The sequence below is a fragment of the Herbaspirillum sp. YR522 genome (assembly GCF_000282575.1).
In the GTDB taxonomy this organism is placed as follows: domain Bacteria; phylum Pseudomonadota; class Gammaproteobacteria; order Burkholderiales; family Burkholderiaceae_D; genus Herbaspirillum.
Map to the genome: position 1 here is coordinate 1 of NZ_AKJA01000105.1, position 15,847 is coordinate 15,847.

15 protein-coding genes are annotated in these 15,847 nt (G+C 64.7%); 4 read left to right on the forward strand and 11 right to left on the reverse strand.

The features are described 5' to 3' along the window. Both PMI40_RS13835 and PMI40_RS13840 read left to right on the forward strand, forming a co-directional pair. Positions 1-275: helix-turn-helix transcriptional regulator (locus PMI40_RS13835; RefSeq protein WP_008116422.1), on the forward strand; the 275-nt coding region annotated here is incomplete at its 5' end. Between the two features lie 66 nt (positions 276-341). Beyond that, positions 342-1,280 carry a DMT family transporter gene (locus PMI40_RS13840; protein ID WP_008116424.1) on the forward strand — a complete coding sequence of 313 codons (939 nt, stop codon included), beginning with the start codon at positions 342-344 and terminating at the stop codon, positions 1,278-1,280. A 1-nt stretch (position 1,281) separates the two neighbouring features. On the opposite strand, the gene PMI40_RS13845 is transcribed toward PMI40_RS13840, so the two are convergent. The 9 genes from PMI40_RS13845 to PMI40_RS13885 all read right to left on the reverse strand — a co-directional run bounded on the left by PMI40_RS13845 (position 1,282) and on the right by PMI40_RS13885 (position 10,752). Then, positions 1,282-2,133, reverse strand: a complete 852-nt coding sequence (locus tag PMI40_RS13845) for a ThiF family adenylyltransferase (protein ID WP_008116425.1) — start codon at positions 2,131-2,133, stop codon at positions 1,282-1,284. Positions 2,134-2,230: 97 nt separating this feature from the next. Continuing rightward, positions 2,231-3,175 carry a protein translocase subunit SecF gene (gene secF / locus PMI40_RS13850; RefSeq protein WP_008116426.1) on the reverse strand — a complete coding sequence of 315 codons (945 nt, stop codon included), beginning with the start codon at positions 3,173-3,175 and terminating at the stop codon, positions 2,231-2,233. Between the two features lie 70 nt (positions 3,176-3,245). After that, positions 3,246-5,150, reverse strand: a complete 1,905-nt coding sequence (secD, locus tag PMI40_RS13855; RefSeq protein ID WP_008116429.1) for a protein translocase subunit SecD — start codon at positions 5,148-5,150, stop codon at positions 3,246-3,248. Positions 5,151-5,261: 111 nt separating this feature from the next. Beyond that, a complete protein-coding gene (yajC, locus tag PMI40_RS13860; protein ID WP_040502067.1) occupies positions 5,262-5,594 on the reverse strand; it encodes a preprotein translocase subunit YajC in 333 nt (110 codons plus the stop codon). A gap of 300 nt (positions 5,595-5,894) precedes the next feature. Next, positions 5,895-7,322 (reverse strand): dihydropyrimidinase, encoded by a 1,428-nt coding sequence (gene hydA / locus PMI40_RS13865; RefSeq protein WP_008116433.1) that lies wholly within the window; start codon positions 7,320-7,322, stop codon positions 5,895-5,897. A 9-nt stretch (positions 7,323-7,331) separates the two neighbouring features. Next, a complete protein-coding gene (locus PMI40_RS13870; RefSeq protein WP_008116435.1) occupies positions 7,332-8,060 on the reverse strand; it encodes an aspartate/glutamate racemase family protein in 729 nt (242 codons plus the stop codon). 10 nt (positions 8,061-8,070) lie between these two features. Next, positions 8,071-8,862: an ABC transporter ATP-binding protein gene (locus PMI40_RS13875; protein WP_008116439.1), complete on the reverse strand. Its 792-nt coding sequence runs from the start codon at positions 8,860-8,862 to the stop codon at positions 8,071-8,073. 14 nt (positions 8,863-8,876) lie between these two features. Further along, entirely contained in the window at positions 8,877-9,692 is an 816-nt protein-coding gene (locus tag PMI40_RS13880) for an ABC transporter permease (protein WP_008116440.1), read from the reverse strand. A 19-nt stretch (positions 9,693-9,711) separates the two neighbouring features. Beyond that, complete coding sequence (locus tag PMI40_RS13885; RefSeq protein ID WP_008116443.1) at positions 9,712-10,752, reverse strand: ABC transporter substrate-binding protein; 1,041 nt, start codon at positions 10,750-10,752, stop codon at positions 9,712-9,714. 375 nt (positions 10,753-11,127) lie between these two features. Between PMI40_RS13885 and PMI40_RS13890 the strand changes: the two genes are divergently transcribed. Continuing rightward, positions 11,128-11,892, forward strand: coding sequence for a GntR family transcriptional regulator (locus PMI40_RS13890; protein WP_008116445.1), 765 nt, complete (start codon positions 11,128-11,130; stop codon positions 11,890-11,892). Between the two features lie 105 nt (positions 11,893-11,997). Beyond that, positions 11,998-13,653: an acyl-CoA synthetase gene (locus PMI40_RS13895; protein ID WP_008116446.1), complete on the forward strand. Its 1,656-nt coding sequence runs from the start codon at positions 11,998-12,000 to the stop codon at positions 13,651-13,653. Between the two features lie 21 nt (positions 13,654-13,674). Here PMI40_RS13895 and tgt read toward each other — a convergent pair whose 3' ends face one another. Together tgt and queA are read right to left on the reverse strand one after the other, a co-directional pair. Then, on the reverse strand, positions 13,675-14,802 hold the full coding sequence (gene tgt / locus PMI40_RS13900; RefSeq protein ID WP_008116448.1) for a tRNA guanosine(34) transglycosylase Tgt: 1,128 nt from the start codon (positions 14,800-14,802) through the stop codon (positions 13,675-13,677). After that, positions 14,795-15,820 carry a tRNA preQ1(34) S-adenosylmethionine ribosyltransferase-isomerase QueA gene (queA, locus tag PMI40_RS13905; protein ID WP_040502070.1) on the reverse strand — a complete coding sequence of 342 codons (1,026 nt, stop codon included), beginning with the start codon at positions 15,818-15,820 and terminating at the stop codon, positions 14,795-14,797. The genes tgt and queA overlap by 8 nt, the downstream gene beginning before the upstream one ends. Positions 15,821-15,847 lie beyond the last annotated feature (27 nt).

The window sequence follows — 15,847 nt, forward strand, 5'->3', positions numbered from 1 at the left end:
ACATGGCGGCGGCCGCCGCCATCAGCCCCAGTCGCCTGCACGAATGGTTCCAGGCCGAGACAAGCACCTCGCCCCGGGCGTGGCTGGCCGAAGTGCGGGTCCGTCATGCCTGCGACCTGCTGCGCCAGAGCACGCTGCCGCTGGCCGAGCTGGCCATGCGTTGCGGCTACACCGACCAGAGTGCGTTGACCCATGCCATGCGTCGGCTGCGCGCGACCACTCCCGGCGCCTATCGCCGCCAGCACGCGCAGGATGAACGACCAAAACAACCGTAGTCCGGCCCAAGATCGCTGCGCCCAACTGCGGCATACTTCGGGTCTCACTGATTCCTGAAGCCAACCATGCGTTCGACCACCCTGGTTCGCGGCGTGCTGTTCGGGGCCCTCGCCGGCGCCGCCTGGGGCCTGGTCTTCCTGGCCCCGGAACTGACCCGTGAATTCTCCCCCTGGCAATTGTCTGCCGGACGTTACCTTGCCTACGGGGTGTTTGCCGCAGTGCTGGTCGCGCCTCGCCTGGGCACGTTGGTGCGCCAGTTGCGCTGGCCCGAATGGCGTGCCCTGGTGTGGCTGAGCCTGCTTGGCAATGTGGTCTATTACGTGTTCCTGGCCAGCGCGGTGCAACTGGGGGGCATGGCGATGACCTCGCTGGTGATCGGCTTCCTGCCGGTGGCGGTGACCATCATCGGCAGCCGCGGCAGCGGTGCGGTACGGTTGTCGACGTTGTTGCCTTCGCTGCTGCTGGGACTGGGCGGCATCGGCTGCGTGGCCTGGCAGTCGCTGTCGGGTGCGCACGCCGGCGGCAGCCACCAGCTGACCGGCTTTGCCTGTGCACTGGGCGCGCTGGTGTCGTGGACCACCTATGCGGTCGGCAACAGCCGCTGGCTGGCGCGATTGCACGCCATCTCGGCGCACGACTGGAGCCTGTTGACCGGGCTGGTGACGGGGCTGCTGTCGCTGTTCATCGCCGTGCCTGCCTTCACGATCCTGCTGCAGCCGCACGACGGCGGCCAATGGACACGGTTCATCGCCGTGTCGGCCGGCGTGGCGCTCATCGCCTCGCTGTTCGGCAATGCCTGCTGGAACAACGCCAGCCGCCTGCTGCCGCTGACCATGATCGGCCAGATGATTTTGTTCGAGACACTGTTCGCGCTGCTATACGGCTTCCTGTGGGAGCAACGCCTGCCCACCTGGCTGGAAACCATCGCCATGGTGCTGGTGACGGCCAGCGTGTTGCTGTGCGTGTCGGCCCATCGGGTGGTCGATGAGGGCGGCGGGCATTGAGTCAGTCGCGCTGCGCGAGCTTCCTGAGCACATGCGCGGCGGCCACCAGGCCGAACGAGGCCGTCACCACCATGGCCGAACCGTAGCCGGCGCAATTGAGGCCGGTGACCCCGGCTGGCGCGGCCTCGTCGGTCACGTCGTTGCCGATATCCAGGTCGTCGGCGGCAGGCAGGTCGCAGGCCTCGGCCTCGGGCGCGCTGACCGGCTCGGTCGAGAACACCGCATCGATGTGGAACTTGTTACGGGTTCCGCGCGGAAAACCGTGCTGCGCGCGCAGTCGCTTGCGCACCTTGGCCAGCAGCGGCTCCTGTTCGGTGCGGCACAGGTCGCGCACTTCGATCATGGTGGGATCGACCTGGCCGCCGGCGCTGCCGATGGTCACCAACGGTACGCCATGCTGGCGGCACCAGGCAATCAAGGCGACCTTGGCCGGCACGTTGTCGATGGCGTCGACCACGTAGTCGAAACGACCGCCGCCGATCATCTGCTCGACATTGTCGGGTGTGATGAAGTCTTCCACTTCGCTCACCTGGCAGGTCGGGTTGATCTGCATGATGCGTTCGTGCAGCGCCGTGACCTTGGCTTTTCCCAGCGTGTCGCTGAGCGCATGGATCTGGCGGTTGACGTTGGACTCGGCCAGGTTGTCCAGGTCGATCATGGTGATATGGCCGATGGCGCTGCGTACCAGCGCCTCGACGATCCACGAACCGACGCCGCCGACCCCGACCACGCAGACCCGGGCGCTGGCAAAGCGCTGCAATGCCGCCGCGCCATACAGGCGGGCAACGCCGCCGAAGCGGCGTTCGTAGTCGATGTCGTGGGTGCTGGCGGGATTGGCGGATGAATTAGTCATGATGATGGCAAGCGATAACGATGATGCGCGATGTCAAACGCAACGGGCCGCAACAATGACGTTGCGGCCCGTTGCCGACGAACGATGGCGTCCCGGATCAGACCACGGCGCCGCCGTTCTCGTCCTTGGCCTTGACCGGCTTGATCAGGTCTTCGCGCTTCACGCCCAGCCACATGGCCAGCGCGGCGGCGACGAACACCGACGAATAGATACCGAACAGGATACCGATGGTCAGCGCCAGCGCGAAGTAGTGCAGCGTGGGACCGCCGAAGAAGAACATCGCCAGCACCATCATTTCGGTGCTGGCGTGGGTGATGATGGTGCGCGACATGGTGCTGGTGATGGCGTGGTTCAGCACTTCCGGCGGCGACATCTTGCCGAAGCGGCGATCACGGAAGGCTTCGCGCACGCGGTCGAACACCACCACCGATTCGTTGACCGAGTAACCCAGCACGGCCAGGATCGCGGCCAGCACCGTGAGCGAGAATTCCCACTGGAAGAACGCGAAGAAACCGAGAATGATCACCACGTCGTGCAGGTTGGCGATCACCGCCGCCACCGCGAACTTCCACTCGAAGCGGAACGCCAGGTAGACGATGATGCCCAGCACCACCATGGCCAGCGCCATCAGGCCGTCATGCGCCAGCTCGTCGCCGACCTGGGGGCCGACGAATTCGACGCGCTGCAGGCGCACCTCGGGGTCGTCGACCTTCAATGCGGCAGTCACCTTCTCGCTTTGCTGGCTGGCGTTCACACCCGGTTGCGCCGGCAGGCGGATCATCACGTCCTGGGCGGTACCGAAGCTTTGCACCAGCGTGTCGCGGTAACCCAGGCCTTCGATCGACTTGCGGATCTTCTCCAGGTCGGCCGGCTTGCTGTAGGCCATTTCCATGACCGTGCCGCCGGTGAATTCGATCGAGAAGTGCAATCCCTTGCTCAGCAGGAAGAACACCGCAGCGACGAAGGTCAGCGCCGAGACCACGTTGAAGATCAACGCATGGCGCATGAAGGGAATGTCTTTTTTGATGCGGAAAAATTCCATCACTATCCTTTCGGTGCAGGCCGCCGCGACTGGTCGGGCGGCCTGCTATATCACTGGCTGAAGGTTGGACTCACTTGGCGTCGCGCTTGGCAGCGGCGCGGCCGGAGGTGCCGAGGGCCTCGCCTTCGGGCTTCCAGATCTGGCCGATGGCCAGGCTGGAGAGCTTCTTCTTGCGACCGTACCAGAGGTTGACCACGCCGCGCGAGAAGAACACGGCCGAGAACATCGACGTCAGGATACCCAGGCAGTGCACCACCGCGAAGCCGCGAATGGCGCCCGAACCGAAGATCAACAGCGCCAGGCCGGCGATCAGGGTGGTGACGTTGGAGTCGAGGATGGTGGCCCAGGCACGGTCGAAACCGGTGGCAATCGCCGCTTGCGGCGAGTTGCCCGCGCGCAGCTCTTCACGGATACGTTCGTTGATCAGCACGTTGGAGTCGATCGCCATGCCCAGCGCCAGCGCAATGGCGGCGATACCCGGCAGGGTCAGCGTGATCTGCAGCGTCGACAGCAGCGCCACCAGCAGCAGCACGTTGACCGACAGCGCCAGGGCGCTGAAGAAACCGAACAGCTGGTAATAGATCACCATGAATACGGTCATCGCCAGGAAACCGTACAGTACCGAGTCGAAACCCTTCTTGATGTTGTCGGCGCCCAGTTGCGGTCCGATGGTGCGCTCTTCGATGATTTCCATCGGTGCCGCCAGCGAGCCGGCGCGCAGCAGCAGTGCCAGGTCACCCGAGGCCTCGGGCGAACCCATGCCGGTGATCTGGAAGCGCGAACCCAGTTCGGAGCGGATGGTGGCCACCGTCAGGACTTCCCCCTTGCCCTTCTCGAACAGCACGATGGCCATGTTCTTGCCCACGCGCTCGCGGGTGGCTTCGCGCATCTTGCGACCACCGTCGCCGTTGAGATCGATGCTCACGGCCGGCTGGTGGTTCTCGTCGAAGCTGGCCGAGGCGTTCGAGATGTAGTCGCCGGTCAGCACCGGTTCCTTGTTCAGGACCACGGGCGCACCCTTGCCGATCTTGAACAGCTCGGAACCAAACGGGATGGCGGCGGTTTCCTCGGTGCCGCGCACCACGCTCTCGTCGACCATGCGCACTTCCAGCGTGGCGGTGCGGCCGATGATGTCCTTGGCACGCGAGACGTCCTGCACGCCCGGCAGCTCGACCACGATGCGGTCGGCGCCCTGGCGCTGGATCAGCGGCTCGGCCACGCCCAGCTCGTTGACCCGCTTGGACAGGGTGCTGATGTTCTGCTTGACGCCTTCTTCCTGGGTCTGCTTGAGCGCTTCGGCACGCAAGGTCGCCACCAGCTTGAGGTCGTCACCGCTGCCGGCGTCGGCCAGCGCCAGCTCTTGCAGCTCGCCCAGCGCCGAGCGCGCCTTGTCGCGGGTATCGGCGTCACGGAACGAGATCTGGATGGCGTCGCCGGCACGGTTGATGCCGTTGTGACGGATGTTCTTGTCGCGCAACAGGCTGCGCACGCTGGACTGCAAGCCCTGGATGCGCTTGTTGAGCACGGCCTTGATGTCGACCTGCATCAAAAAGTGCACCCCGCCGCGCAAGTCCAGGCCCAGGTACATCGGGAACGCATGCAGGCTTTGCAGCCATTGCGGTGTATTGGGCAGCAAGTTGAAGGCGACCAGGTAGGTGGGGTCGGAAGGATCGCTGTTGAGCTCCTTCTCGAGCAGTGCCTTGGCCTTGAACTGGATGTCGGTGGTGGCAAAGCGCGCCCGCACCGACGGCTGTGCGCCGCTGTTGTCGAATGCCACGCTCTCTGCGGCCAGGTTGCCCCGGGTCAGGATCTGGTCGACACGACCTGCCACCACCGACTCGACCTTCATGGTCGACTTGGCGCTGCTGATCTGCACGGCCGGCGATTCGCCGAAGAAGTTCGGCACCGTATATATCGCGCCAAACAACAGGGCCACGACGATTAATACGTATTTCCAGAGAGAGTAACGATTCATGGTGTTGTGCTTCTAGCTGCGGACGGCGTGCCCCCGGGTGGCGCACAAACCATCACATTCATAACAACATGGGCGCATCAGCGATGCGCCCATCGAGACCGTTGCCGGAACTTACAGGCCCTTGATGGTGCCCTTTGGCAGCAGCGTGGTGACGGCGCCCTTTTGCACGATGATTTCGTTGCCTTCGGAGACTTCGATGGTGATGTAGCCATCGGCAACCTTGGTGATGCGGCCCAGCACGCCACCCGAGGTGACCACTTCGTCGCCCTTGGCCAGTGCATCCATCATGGCCTTCTGTTCTTTTTGACGCTTCATTTGCGGGCGGATCATCAGGAAGTACAGCACCACGAACATCAGGATGATCGGCAGGAAGCTGGTCAGGTTGCCCAGCATGCCGCCGGGTGCTGCAGCTGCCGTTTGTGCGAATGCGTCGGAAATAAACACGTAAGGCTCCAAAGGTTGATTAAAAAATAGCCCTGCATTCTAGCACTCTGCAGGCACCACTCCCCCAAATCGGGACGTCTTGCCGAAGATCAAGTCCGGTTTGCCGAGCTTGCAGGGAATTAGCCGGGGGTTGGCGGCGGTGGGCTGGGAGCGCTGGCCGGGGCCGGTTGTTGCCGGGCGGCACCGGCGATCGGGAGGGCGACCGGCGAACGGGTCGCGGTGAGGACGGGCGCCGGCCGGCTGGCGGCCGGACCGGCACGCCGTCCCCCTGCGCCCCGGGGTCCGGCGTACGGCAGGTGGTCAGTCGACCACGACCTTGCGCGGGCGTGCCGGGTCCGGCAGGCCGCAGGCCAGGAACTGCCCGCGACCGACGGCACCGCAGGCCTGCCCATCGCTGCAGACGATCTCGCCCCGCGAGAGCGTGATCACGGGCCAGCCGGTGACCTGCATGCCCTCGTAGGGGGTGTAGTCGACGTCGTGGTGCAGCATGTCGTTGCGGATGGTGACCTGCTTGTGCGGGTCCCAGATCGCGATGTCGGCATCGCTGCCGATGGCAATGGTGCCCTTGCGCGGATACAGCCCGTACATCTTGGCCGGATCGGTGGCGGTGAGCGCCACGAAACGGTTCAGGTCGATCCGCCCGCGCCCCACCCCTTCCGAGAACAGCAGCGGCAGGCGCGTCTCCAGCCCCGGCGTGCCGTTGGGGATATAACGGAACGGCACTTCCTGGCCGCCCGGCTTCTTGCCCTCGGGGTCGTCGTAGCGGAACGGCGCATGGTCCGACGAGAAGACGGTAAACAAGCCGCTGGCCAGCCCGTCCCATACATATTGCTGGTTGGCCTTGTCCCGCGGCGGCGGGCTGCACACGCACTTGGCGCCGTGGTAGCCCGGCTGGTCCAGGTCATCGGCGCTCAGCACCAGGTATTGCGGGCAGGTCTCGGCATAGATACGCAGGCCCTGTCCATGGGCCCAGCGAATCTGCTCGATGGCTTCCTTGCCCGAGACATGCACGATCAGGATCGGCACGTCCACCAGCTCGGACAAGGCGATGGCGCGGTGCGTGGCTTCGCGCTCGACCAGCATCGGGCGCGAGCTGGCGTGGTACTTGGGGGCGGTCAGCCCGGCCTGCTCCAGCTGCTCGGTCAGCCAGCCGATGCAGTCGGCGTTCTCGGCATGCACCATCACCATTGCCCCCTCGCGCCGCGCCACGGCCAGCAGCTCCAGTATCTGGCGGTCGTTGAGCTTGAGGTCGTCGTAGGTCATGTAGATCTTGAACGAGGTATAGCCTTCGCGCACCAGTTGCGGCAGCTCATGCTTCAAGACCTGTTCGGTGGGGTCGCTGACGATCATGTGGAAGGCATAGTCGATCACCGCCTTGCCTGCCGCGCGGCGATGATAATCGTCGACCGCCGCGCGCAGCGACTGCCCCTTGGCCTGCGCGGCGAACGGAATCACGGTGGTGGTGCCGCCGCAGGCGGCCGAGACGGTGCCGCTGCGGAAGTCGTCGGCCATGCGCAGGCCCTCTTCCATCGGCTGGTCGAGATGGCAATGCGCATCCACCCCGCCCGGCAGCACCAGCTTGCCGGCGGCGTCGATCTCGGTGCGCCCGGGTCCCAGGTCGCACCCCAGCATGGCCACCTTGCCGTCCCGGATGCCGACATCGCATTGCATGATGTCGGCCGCGGTGGCCACGGTGCCGTTGCGGATGACCAAGTCGAATTGTTCCATGATGGCCACTCAGTTGACGTCGCGAAACAGCGAGCCCCAACCGCGGATGCGCGATGGATCGGCGCCGGCTTGCCTGAGCGACTTCCAGACCACGGTCGAGATGGTGTCGTAGATCGGGATGCCCACTTCCCTCTCCAGCTCTTCGACCAGCGGCGCGCCGCGCAGGTTGGTGCAGAAGATGGTGATGGCCTGCGGCTTGTCGCGCGCGACCTCGCGCACCATGGCCCGCAACTGGTCGGCCCCGACTTCGGAAAACGAGAAATTATCCTGCTGGCGCAGATGGCGTTCGGACACGCATTCGTAGCCGGCGCCGCCGTAGTTCTTGATGATGGCGGCCTGCACCTCGTCCAGGTAGGGCGTGACCAGGCCGAAGCGCTTGACGCCGGTGATGTCGAAGATTTCGTTGAGGGCCAGCACCGAGGTGCAGGCGGCGATGCCGGTGGCATCGGTGATACGGCGGCACAGGCGTTCGTCGGCATCGAAGCCGAGCCAGCCCGAGGAGGTGCCGTTCCAGCCGATGCTGCCGACCTTGGCGTGCGACAGCAATTCGGCCGCGCGCAGGATCTCGCTATCGTCGAACTGCGACAGGGCCTGGTTCGACAGCGCGATCTCGGTCACCCGGAAGCGCCCGAAATGCGCGCTGGCCTCGGCGATATCGGCGATCATCGCCGTCGTTACCGGCTCCAGCGTGGTATTGGAGGATGGCGTGAGCATGCCCAGCAGGGTACGTCGTGTCATGGTTTTCCTTTCAGGCGGCCAGCTTGGCGGCGTCGGCGTGGGCCAGCGCCGATTCTTCGCGGATCAGGCCCAGCACATGGCGCTTGGCCTGGTTGAATTCGTGGGTGGTGGTGTCGCGCGGGCGCGGCAAGTCGATATCGATCAGCTCACGCATGCGGCCCGGGCGATGCGTCATCACCGCTACCTTGGTGGCCAGGATCAGCGCCTCGTCGACGCTGTGGGTGACGAACACGATGGTGCCTTCGTAGCGCTGCCACAATGCCACCAGTTCTTCCTGCATTTCCATCTTGGTCTGGGCGTCCAGGGCCGCGAAGGGCTCATCCATCAGGATCACCGACGGATTCTGCAACAAGGCCCGGGCGATCCCGACCCGTTGCGCCATGCCGCCCGAGAGCTCGCCGGGGAAATGGTTCTCGAAGCCCTTGAGCTTGACGGTCTCGATGAAGGGCTGGGCCGCCGCCCGGCGCTCGGCCGCGCTCTTGCCCTGCAGCTTGAGCGAGAAAGCCACGTTGTCCCATACCGGCAGCCAGGGCATCAGGTTGGCCTGCTGGAACACCATGCCGCGATCGGCGCCGGGGCCGGCGATAGGCCGGCCGTCGACCTTGACCTGGCCGCTGGTGGGAAACTCGAAGCCGGCGATCATGTTGAGCAGCGTCGACTTGCCGCAGCCCGAAGGGCCCAGCAGGCACAGGAATTCCTTCTTCTCCAGTTTCAGGCTGACGTGGTCGATGGCCAGCATGTCGGCGCCACCCTTGCGGTCCTTGAACACCTTGACGATATTGTCGAGTTCGATGAATGCCATGGTCGTTTCCTTTTTCAAGCCCTGCCCTGCACGGTCGATACCTGCTGCCAGCGCAGCATCGAATTCATGATGCGCTTCAAGATCCAGTCCGCCAGGAAACCCAGCAGGCCGATGCTGATCATGGCCGCGATGACCAGGTCATAGCGCAGGAAGTAATAAGAATCCCATAAGGCATACCCGAGACCACTCTTGACCGCCACCATCTCGGCCGTGACGGTGAGCATCCAGGCGCTGCCGATACCGATGCGCAAGCCGGCGAAGATGCTCGGCATGGCCGCCGGCAGGATCACGAAGCGCAGCAGCTGGCCCTGCCTGGCGCCGGCCATGGCCGCTGCCCGCAGCAGGTTGCGATCGGCATTCTTGACGCCATGCACGGTGTTCATCAGGATCGGGAAGAAGGCGCCCAGGAACACCAGGAAGATGGCCGGCTTGTTGGCAATGCCGAACCAGATGATGGCCAGCGGGATCCACGACACCGGCGGGATCGGTCGCAGCATCTGCACCGTGGGTTCGATCGCCCGTTCGACCCAGCGCCACCAGCCGATGGCCACGCCCAGCGCAATGCCCGAGATGGCCGCGATCAGGTAGCCGGCAGTGACCCGCATGCTGCTGGCCATGGCGTCGAAGATCCATTTTCCGCTGCTGTCCTGGGCTGCTTCGTTGATGCCGAATATCCAGTCCATCCAGGTCACCAGCACCCGCGACGGCGCCGGCAGCAGCGCCGCCGGAATCACGCCGGACCGGGAGAAGACCTCCCAGCACAGCAACAGCAGACCCGGCACCGCAAAGCGCCACTTCGCTTGCGACAGGGAACGCATCAATCCATTCATGGCAACTCCTTGGTCGGGTTCAATAGCCCAGTTCGGACTTGGGCTTGCCGGTGACGCTGATCAGGAAGCTATAGTCCAGGTTCTTCTCCGCCTGCGGTGCGACATCGCCCGAGACGTACTTGAGGTCTTTCATCATGCCGGCGATGGCGCGGGTCTGGGTGCGGTACATGCGATAGTCGGGATAGGCGTTCTTGAGCGCTTCATTGGCGACCTTCGGGTCCAGCCCGGTGGCCTTGACGATGCTGCCCACCCAGGCCTGCTTGTCCTTCTGCAGGTTGTCGACCAGGCGCACCACCGCGGCCACGGTCTCCTTGACCTCGGCCGGATGCTCCTTGATCACGTCCGAGCGGGTCACGATCAGGTTGGTCAGGCGCCCGGCGGCCTGGTCATACGGGTAGGCGAAGTGCTGGCCCACGCCGCTCATGCGGATCTGCGAGGCAAACGGCTCGACCGAGCAGATCAGCTCGACCTCGCCACGCGACAGCGCTGCGGCGTGGTCGGACGGGTTGGGAATGTTGACGAACTGCACGTCCCTGGATGGATCGATGCCGTGTCCGGCCAGCTCGCCCCGCATGTGCAGGTCCTGCGCGTTGCCGCGCGAGGCCGCGATGCGGAAAGGCTTGCCCTGCGCCTTGTATTGCGCAACCAGGTTCTTCAGGCCGGCCCAGTCGTCGGCGGCCAGCTTGATATCGCGCCCCAGCAGCATCTCCGAGCCACCATTGACCTGCCCCGACACGGCCACCAGGTCGAAGCCCTTGTCCAGGCCGCTGACGTAGGCCAGGTAGGTCACCTGGGCAATATCGACGCTTTTCGATACCAGCGCGGTCAGCGCATCGCTGCCGGCGGTGAAGTTGATGCCCTCGATGTCGACGTTCTGGGCCAGCGCCGGCACCAGCGACATCGACAGGCAGTGCGCACACTTGGCATAGGCCAGCTTGATGCGGGGCTTGGACTGCGCTGCGGCAGGACCGGCCGCCAGCACGCTACCGAACAGCACGGCGGCCAGCGCGACGCGGGTCAAGGAAAGACCGAAGGGGGACTTGCGCACTTGCTTTTGCATCATTTTTCTCCCGAGATGAACAAATCGAAAAACGGATTGTGACAATTTAGATTTTTATTGCCACGATTAATGCAATAGCTGTGCCAGGTTGTGGATGCCGATGGCTGTCACGGCGGATTCCCTGAATGACAGGCTTTTCCAGCGCCATGCGGATGGAGGACGGTGCCCGGTTGCGTGCGGGAACAAGAGGAAGATGCACCAGCATGAGACGAATATGAGGTGCACCGCGCCAAATGGCCCCACATGAGTGCAACATTTTTATTTCTAATTGCGAATACTTCGTTGACATATTGTGACAATCAATCGTCACAATTTTCGGCTATGATGCGCAGTGATTGCATGCCGCCCTCTATAACCAGTGATTCTCGCCAAGACATGACCACCTCTACCGCCCCCGACGCCGCCGCCCGCAGGAAACGCAGCGTCAAGCCGGACAACAGCCCCTTGCCCGGCCAGGCGATCAATACCCGCCCGATGGCCGGCGACGCTATCTACGAGCGCATCCTGAGCGCGATCATGGAGCACCGGCTCACGCCCGGCACCAAGCTGGTGGAAGAAAAGCTGGCCAGCATCTTCGGCGTGAACCGCACGCGGGTGCGTGAAGTGCTGGCGCGCTTGTCGCACGAAGGCCTGCTGACCACCATTCCCAATCGCGGCGCCTTTGTCGCCAGCCCGACCCCGGACGAAGCGCGCGCCATCTTCGCGGCGCGCCGCATCCTGGAGCCGGCGCTGCTGCGCCACCTGTGCGAGCACACCAGCCCGGCGCACATCGAGCAGTTGCGCGCTCATGTGGCACAGGAAGCCGAGGCCCGCGAGCGGGGCGAGCGGCGTGCCATCATCCGGCTGTCGGGCGAATTCCACATCCGCATCGCCGACCTGGTCGAGAACCCCGTGATGAGCAAGATGATGCGCGAGCTGGCTTCGTTGACGTGCCTGATCATCGTGCTGTACGACTCGCCCACGGTGCCGGCCTGCACCCATGACGACCACGGCACCATCATCGACGCCATCGAGCAGGGCCGCACCGAAGAGGCGGTGGCAGCCATGATCGGCCACCTGCATCACATCGAGCAGGTGCTCGACATGAGCACGCCGCCGGGCGAAGAAGAAGACCTGGAAGAAATGCTGGGCATGGACTGACCCGGGGCTGACCGGTTTGCCGTGCTGCGGATGGCGGCAAAATGTGCCACAGTGCAAAGCGCGCGTATCGCAACGACGCGCCTATAAAAGCACAGGAGACCATGCATGCTGCCGACCACGCCGCAGGGCTATGAAGAGATCGTGTCCGCATTTCGCTGGGACATTCCCGCACACTACAACATCGGCGTCGATGTCTGCGACAAGTGGGCCGCGCAGCAGCCCGGGCGATTGGCCCTGGTCCATGTTGACCAGCACGGCTGCGCGCAGCACTACAGCTTTGGACGGATCAAGACCCTGTCGGACCGCATGGCCAACCTGCTGCGCGCGCATGGCGCCGGCGTGGGCGCGCGGGTGGCGGTGTTGCTGCCGCAATCGCCCGAAGCGGCGTTCTCGCATGTGGCCGCCTACAAGGCCGGATGCATTGCCATCCCGCTGTTTTCGCTGTTCGGTACCGAGGCGCTGCAGTACCGCCTGCAGGACAGCGCCACCACAGTGGTGGTCACCAATGCGGATGGCGCGGCCAAGCTGGCGCAGATCCGCCATACGCTGCCGCAATTGCGCGCGGTGCTGTGCAGCGATGGCGCAGCGCCCGGCGCGCTCGACCTGCATGCCGAGCTGGCGCTCCACAGCGACCGCTTTACTGCCGTCGACACCCGCGCCGACGACCCGGCACTGATCATCTATACCTCCGGCACCACCGGCCAACCCAAGGGTGCGCTGCATGCGCACCGGGTACTGCTGGGTCACCTGCCAGGCGTGGAAATGTCGCACAACCTGTTTCCGATGGCCGGCGACCGCATCTGGACCCCGGCCGACTGGGCCTGGATCGGCGGCTTGCTGGACGTCTTGCTGCCGGCATGGCATCACGGCGTGGCGGTGGTGGCGCATCGCTTTGCCAAGTTCAGCGGCGAGGCCGCCTTCCAGTTGCTGCAGGACCAGCAGGTACGCAATTGCTTTTTGCCGCCCACGGCATTGAAGATGATGCGTACCGTCCCCGCGCCGCGGGAGCGCTGGCAGCTGGCGCTGCGATCGGTGGCCAGCGGCGGCGAATCACTGGGTGCGGAGCTGCTGGAGTGGGGCCGCCAGACCTTCGGCCTGACCATCAACGAGTTCTACGGGCAGACCGAGTGCAACATGACGGTGTCGTCCAATGGGGCGATCATGCCGGTGCGACCGGGCAGCATCGGGCGCGCAGCACCCGGCCATCGGGTCGAGATCGTCGACGACGGCGGCCAGTTGCTGCCGGTCGGCGCGCACGGCAACATCGCCGTGCTGCGCCCGGATCCGGTAATGTTCCTGCAGTACTGGAACAAACCCGAGGCCACCGCCGGCAAGTTTGCCGGCGACTGGCTGCTGACCGGCGACACCGGCAGCAAGGACGCCGACGGCTACATCCGCTTCGTCGGTCGCGATGACGATGTGATCACCTCGGCCGGCTACCGCATCGGCCCCGGTGAAATCGAGGACAACCTGTTGCAGCATCCGGCGGTGAAGATGGCCGCCGTGATCGGCGCGCCGGATGCCGAACGCACCGAGATCGTGGTGGCCATCGTGGTGCTCAACGCCGGCCGGGTCGGCAGCGACGACCTCAAGCGCGAGATCCAGCAGCACGTCAGGACGCGGCTGGCAGCGCATGAATACCCGCGCGAGGTCTATTTCGTGGAGGAACTGCCGATGACCACCACCGGCAAGGTGATCCGGCGCGAATTGCGCGCCATGGTGCAGCAATGGCGCCAGGACGCCGGCCCGGGCAGCAACTGAGGTCGCCGCTTCGAGGCAGGATCAGGCGCCGCGTGCCCGGTCCTGCTTGAACCTGGCCACGAAGGCCTGGAACTGCCCGGCGTCGATGGCGTCGCGCATTTCCTGCATCAGTTCGAGGTAATAGTGCAGGTTGTGCACCGTGTTCATGCGCGCGCCGAGGATTTCGCCGGCGCGATGCAGGTGATGCAGGTAGGCCCGCGAGAAGTTCTTGCAGGCGTAGCACGAACAGCTCTCGTCATAGGGCTTGTCATCGTCCTTGTAGCGGGCGTTCTTGATCTTGATGTCGCCGTAGCGGGTGAAGATCCAGCCGTTGCGCGCATTGCGGGTGGGCATGACGCAATCGAACATGTCGACGCCGTTGGCGACGCCGGCGACCAGGTCTTCCGGCGTGCCCACGCCCATCAGGTAATGCGGCTTGTCGGCCGGCAGCCGCGGGCCGACGTGTTCCAGCACCCGCATCATGTCTTCCTTGGGCTCGCCCACCGACAGGCCGCCGATGGCGATGCCGTCGAAGCCCAGTTGCTCCAGCCCGGCCAGCGATTCGTCGCGCAAGCTCTCGAACATGCCGCCCTGGACGATGCCGAACAGGGCATTCGGATTTTCGCCGCCGTCGAATTCGTCCTTGGAGCGCTTGGCCCAGCGCAGCGACATGCGCATCGACTTGCCGGCTTCTTCACGGGTGGCCGGACGGCCATCGATCTCGTAGGGGGTGCATTCGTCGAACTGCATCACGATGTCCGAATCGAGCACGCGCTGTATCTGCATCGAGATCTCGGGCGACAGGAACAGGCGGTCGCCGTTGATGGGCGACGCAAACTTCACGCCCTCCTCGGTGATCTTGCGCATCTCGCCCAGCGAAAACACCTGGAAGCCGCCGGAGTCGGTCAGGATCGGCTTGTCCCAGCCGATGAACTTGTGCAGGCCACCGAATTTCCTGACCACTTCCAGGCCCGGCCGCAGCCACAGGTGGAAGGTGTTGCCGAGGATGATCTGGGCCTCGATCTCGTTCAACTCGAGCGGCGACATGGCCTTGACCGAACCGTAGGTGCCGACCGGCATGAAGATGGGCGTCTCGACGGTGCCGTGATTGAGTTTGACGCGACCGCGACGAGCCAGGCCGTCGGTCTTGAGCAGGGTGAATTCAAGCATGATTGGTGCAGGTGAGCAGCATGGCGTCGCCGTAGCTGAAGAAACGATAATGCTGGGCGATCGCGTGCGCATAGGCGGCGCGAATGTTGTCGTAGCCGGCGAAGGCCGACACCAGCATCAACAGGGTGGATTTAGGCAAATGGAAATTGGTCACCAGGCGGTCGACCGTCCTGAAACGGTAGCCGGGCGTGATGAACAGGCGGGTGTCGGCGCTGCCGGCTTCGAGCTGGGCGCCCTGGGAAGCCGATTCCAGCGCCCGCATGCTGGTGGTGCCGACCGCTACCACCCGTGCGCCGGCGGCCTTGGTGGCGCGCACCGCGTCCACCGTGGCTTGGCCGATGGTGTACCACTCGCTGTGCATGTTGTGCTGCGACAGGTCTTCCACGCGCACCGGCTGGAAGGTGCCGGCGCCGACATGCAGGGTGACGAAGGCATGGCGCACGCCACGCGCGGCCAGCGCCGCCAGCAGCGCCTGGTCGAAATGCAGGCCGGCGGTAGGCGCGGCCACCGCCCCGGGCGTCTTGGCGTAGACGGTCTGGTAACGCGTCTCGTCGAACGAATCGGCTTCGTGTTCGATATAGGGCGGCAGCGGCAGGCTGCCGTACTGTTCCAGTAGTGCGAATACATCGGACGGGAAGTGCAGCGTGAAGAATTCGCCGCAGCGCTCGCCGACGGTGACATCGAAGGCATCGGCCAGGCGGATGCGGGTGCCGGCCGGGGGCGACTTGGAAGCGCGGACCTGGGCATGCACCGTACGCGTGTCGAGCACCCGCTCGACCAGCGCCTCGATCTTGCCGCCGGTTTCCTTGACGCCGAAGAAGCGCGCCTTGAGCACGCGCGTGTCATTGAATACCAGCAGGTCGCCCGGCGCCAGCAGGGAGACGATATCGCCGAAGTGGCGGTCGGTCAGTTGCGCGCCAGCGACTTCCAGCAGGCGCGAGCCGCTGCGCTCGGGCAGCGGGGTCTGCGCGATCAGCTCGGGGGGGAGGACAAAGTCGAAATCGGAAAGGGAATACATGAAGAAAACCTGCAAGAACCACACGTA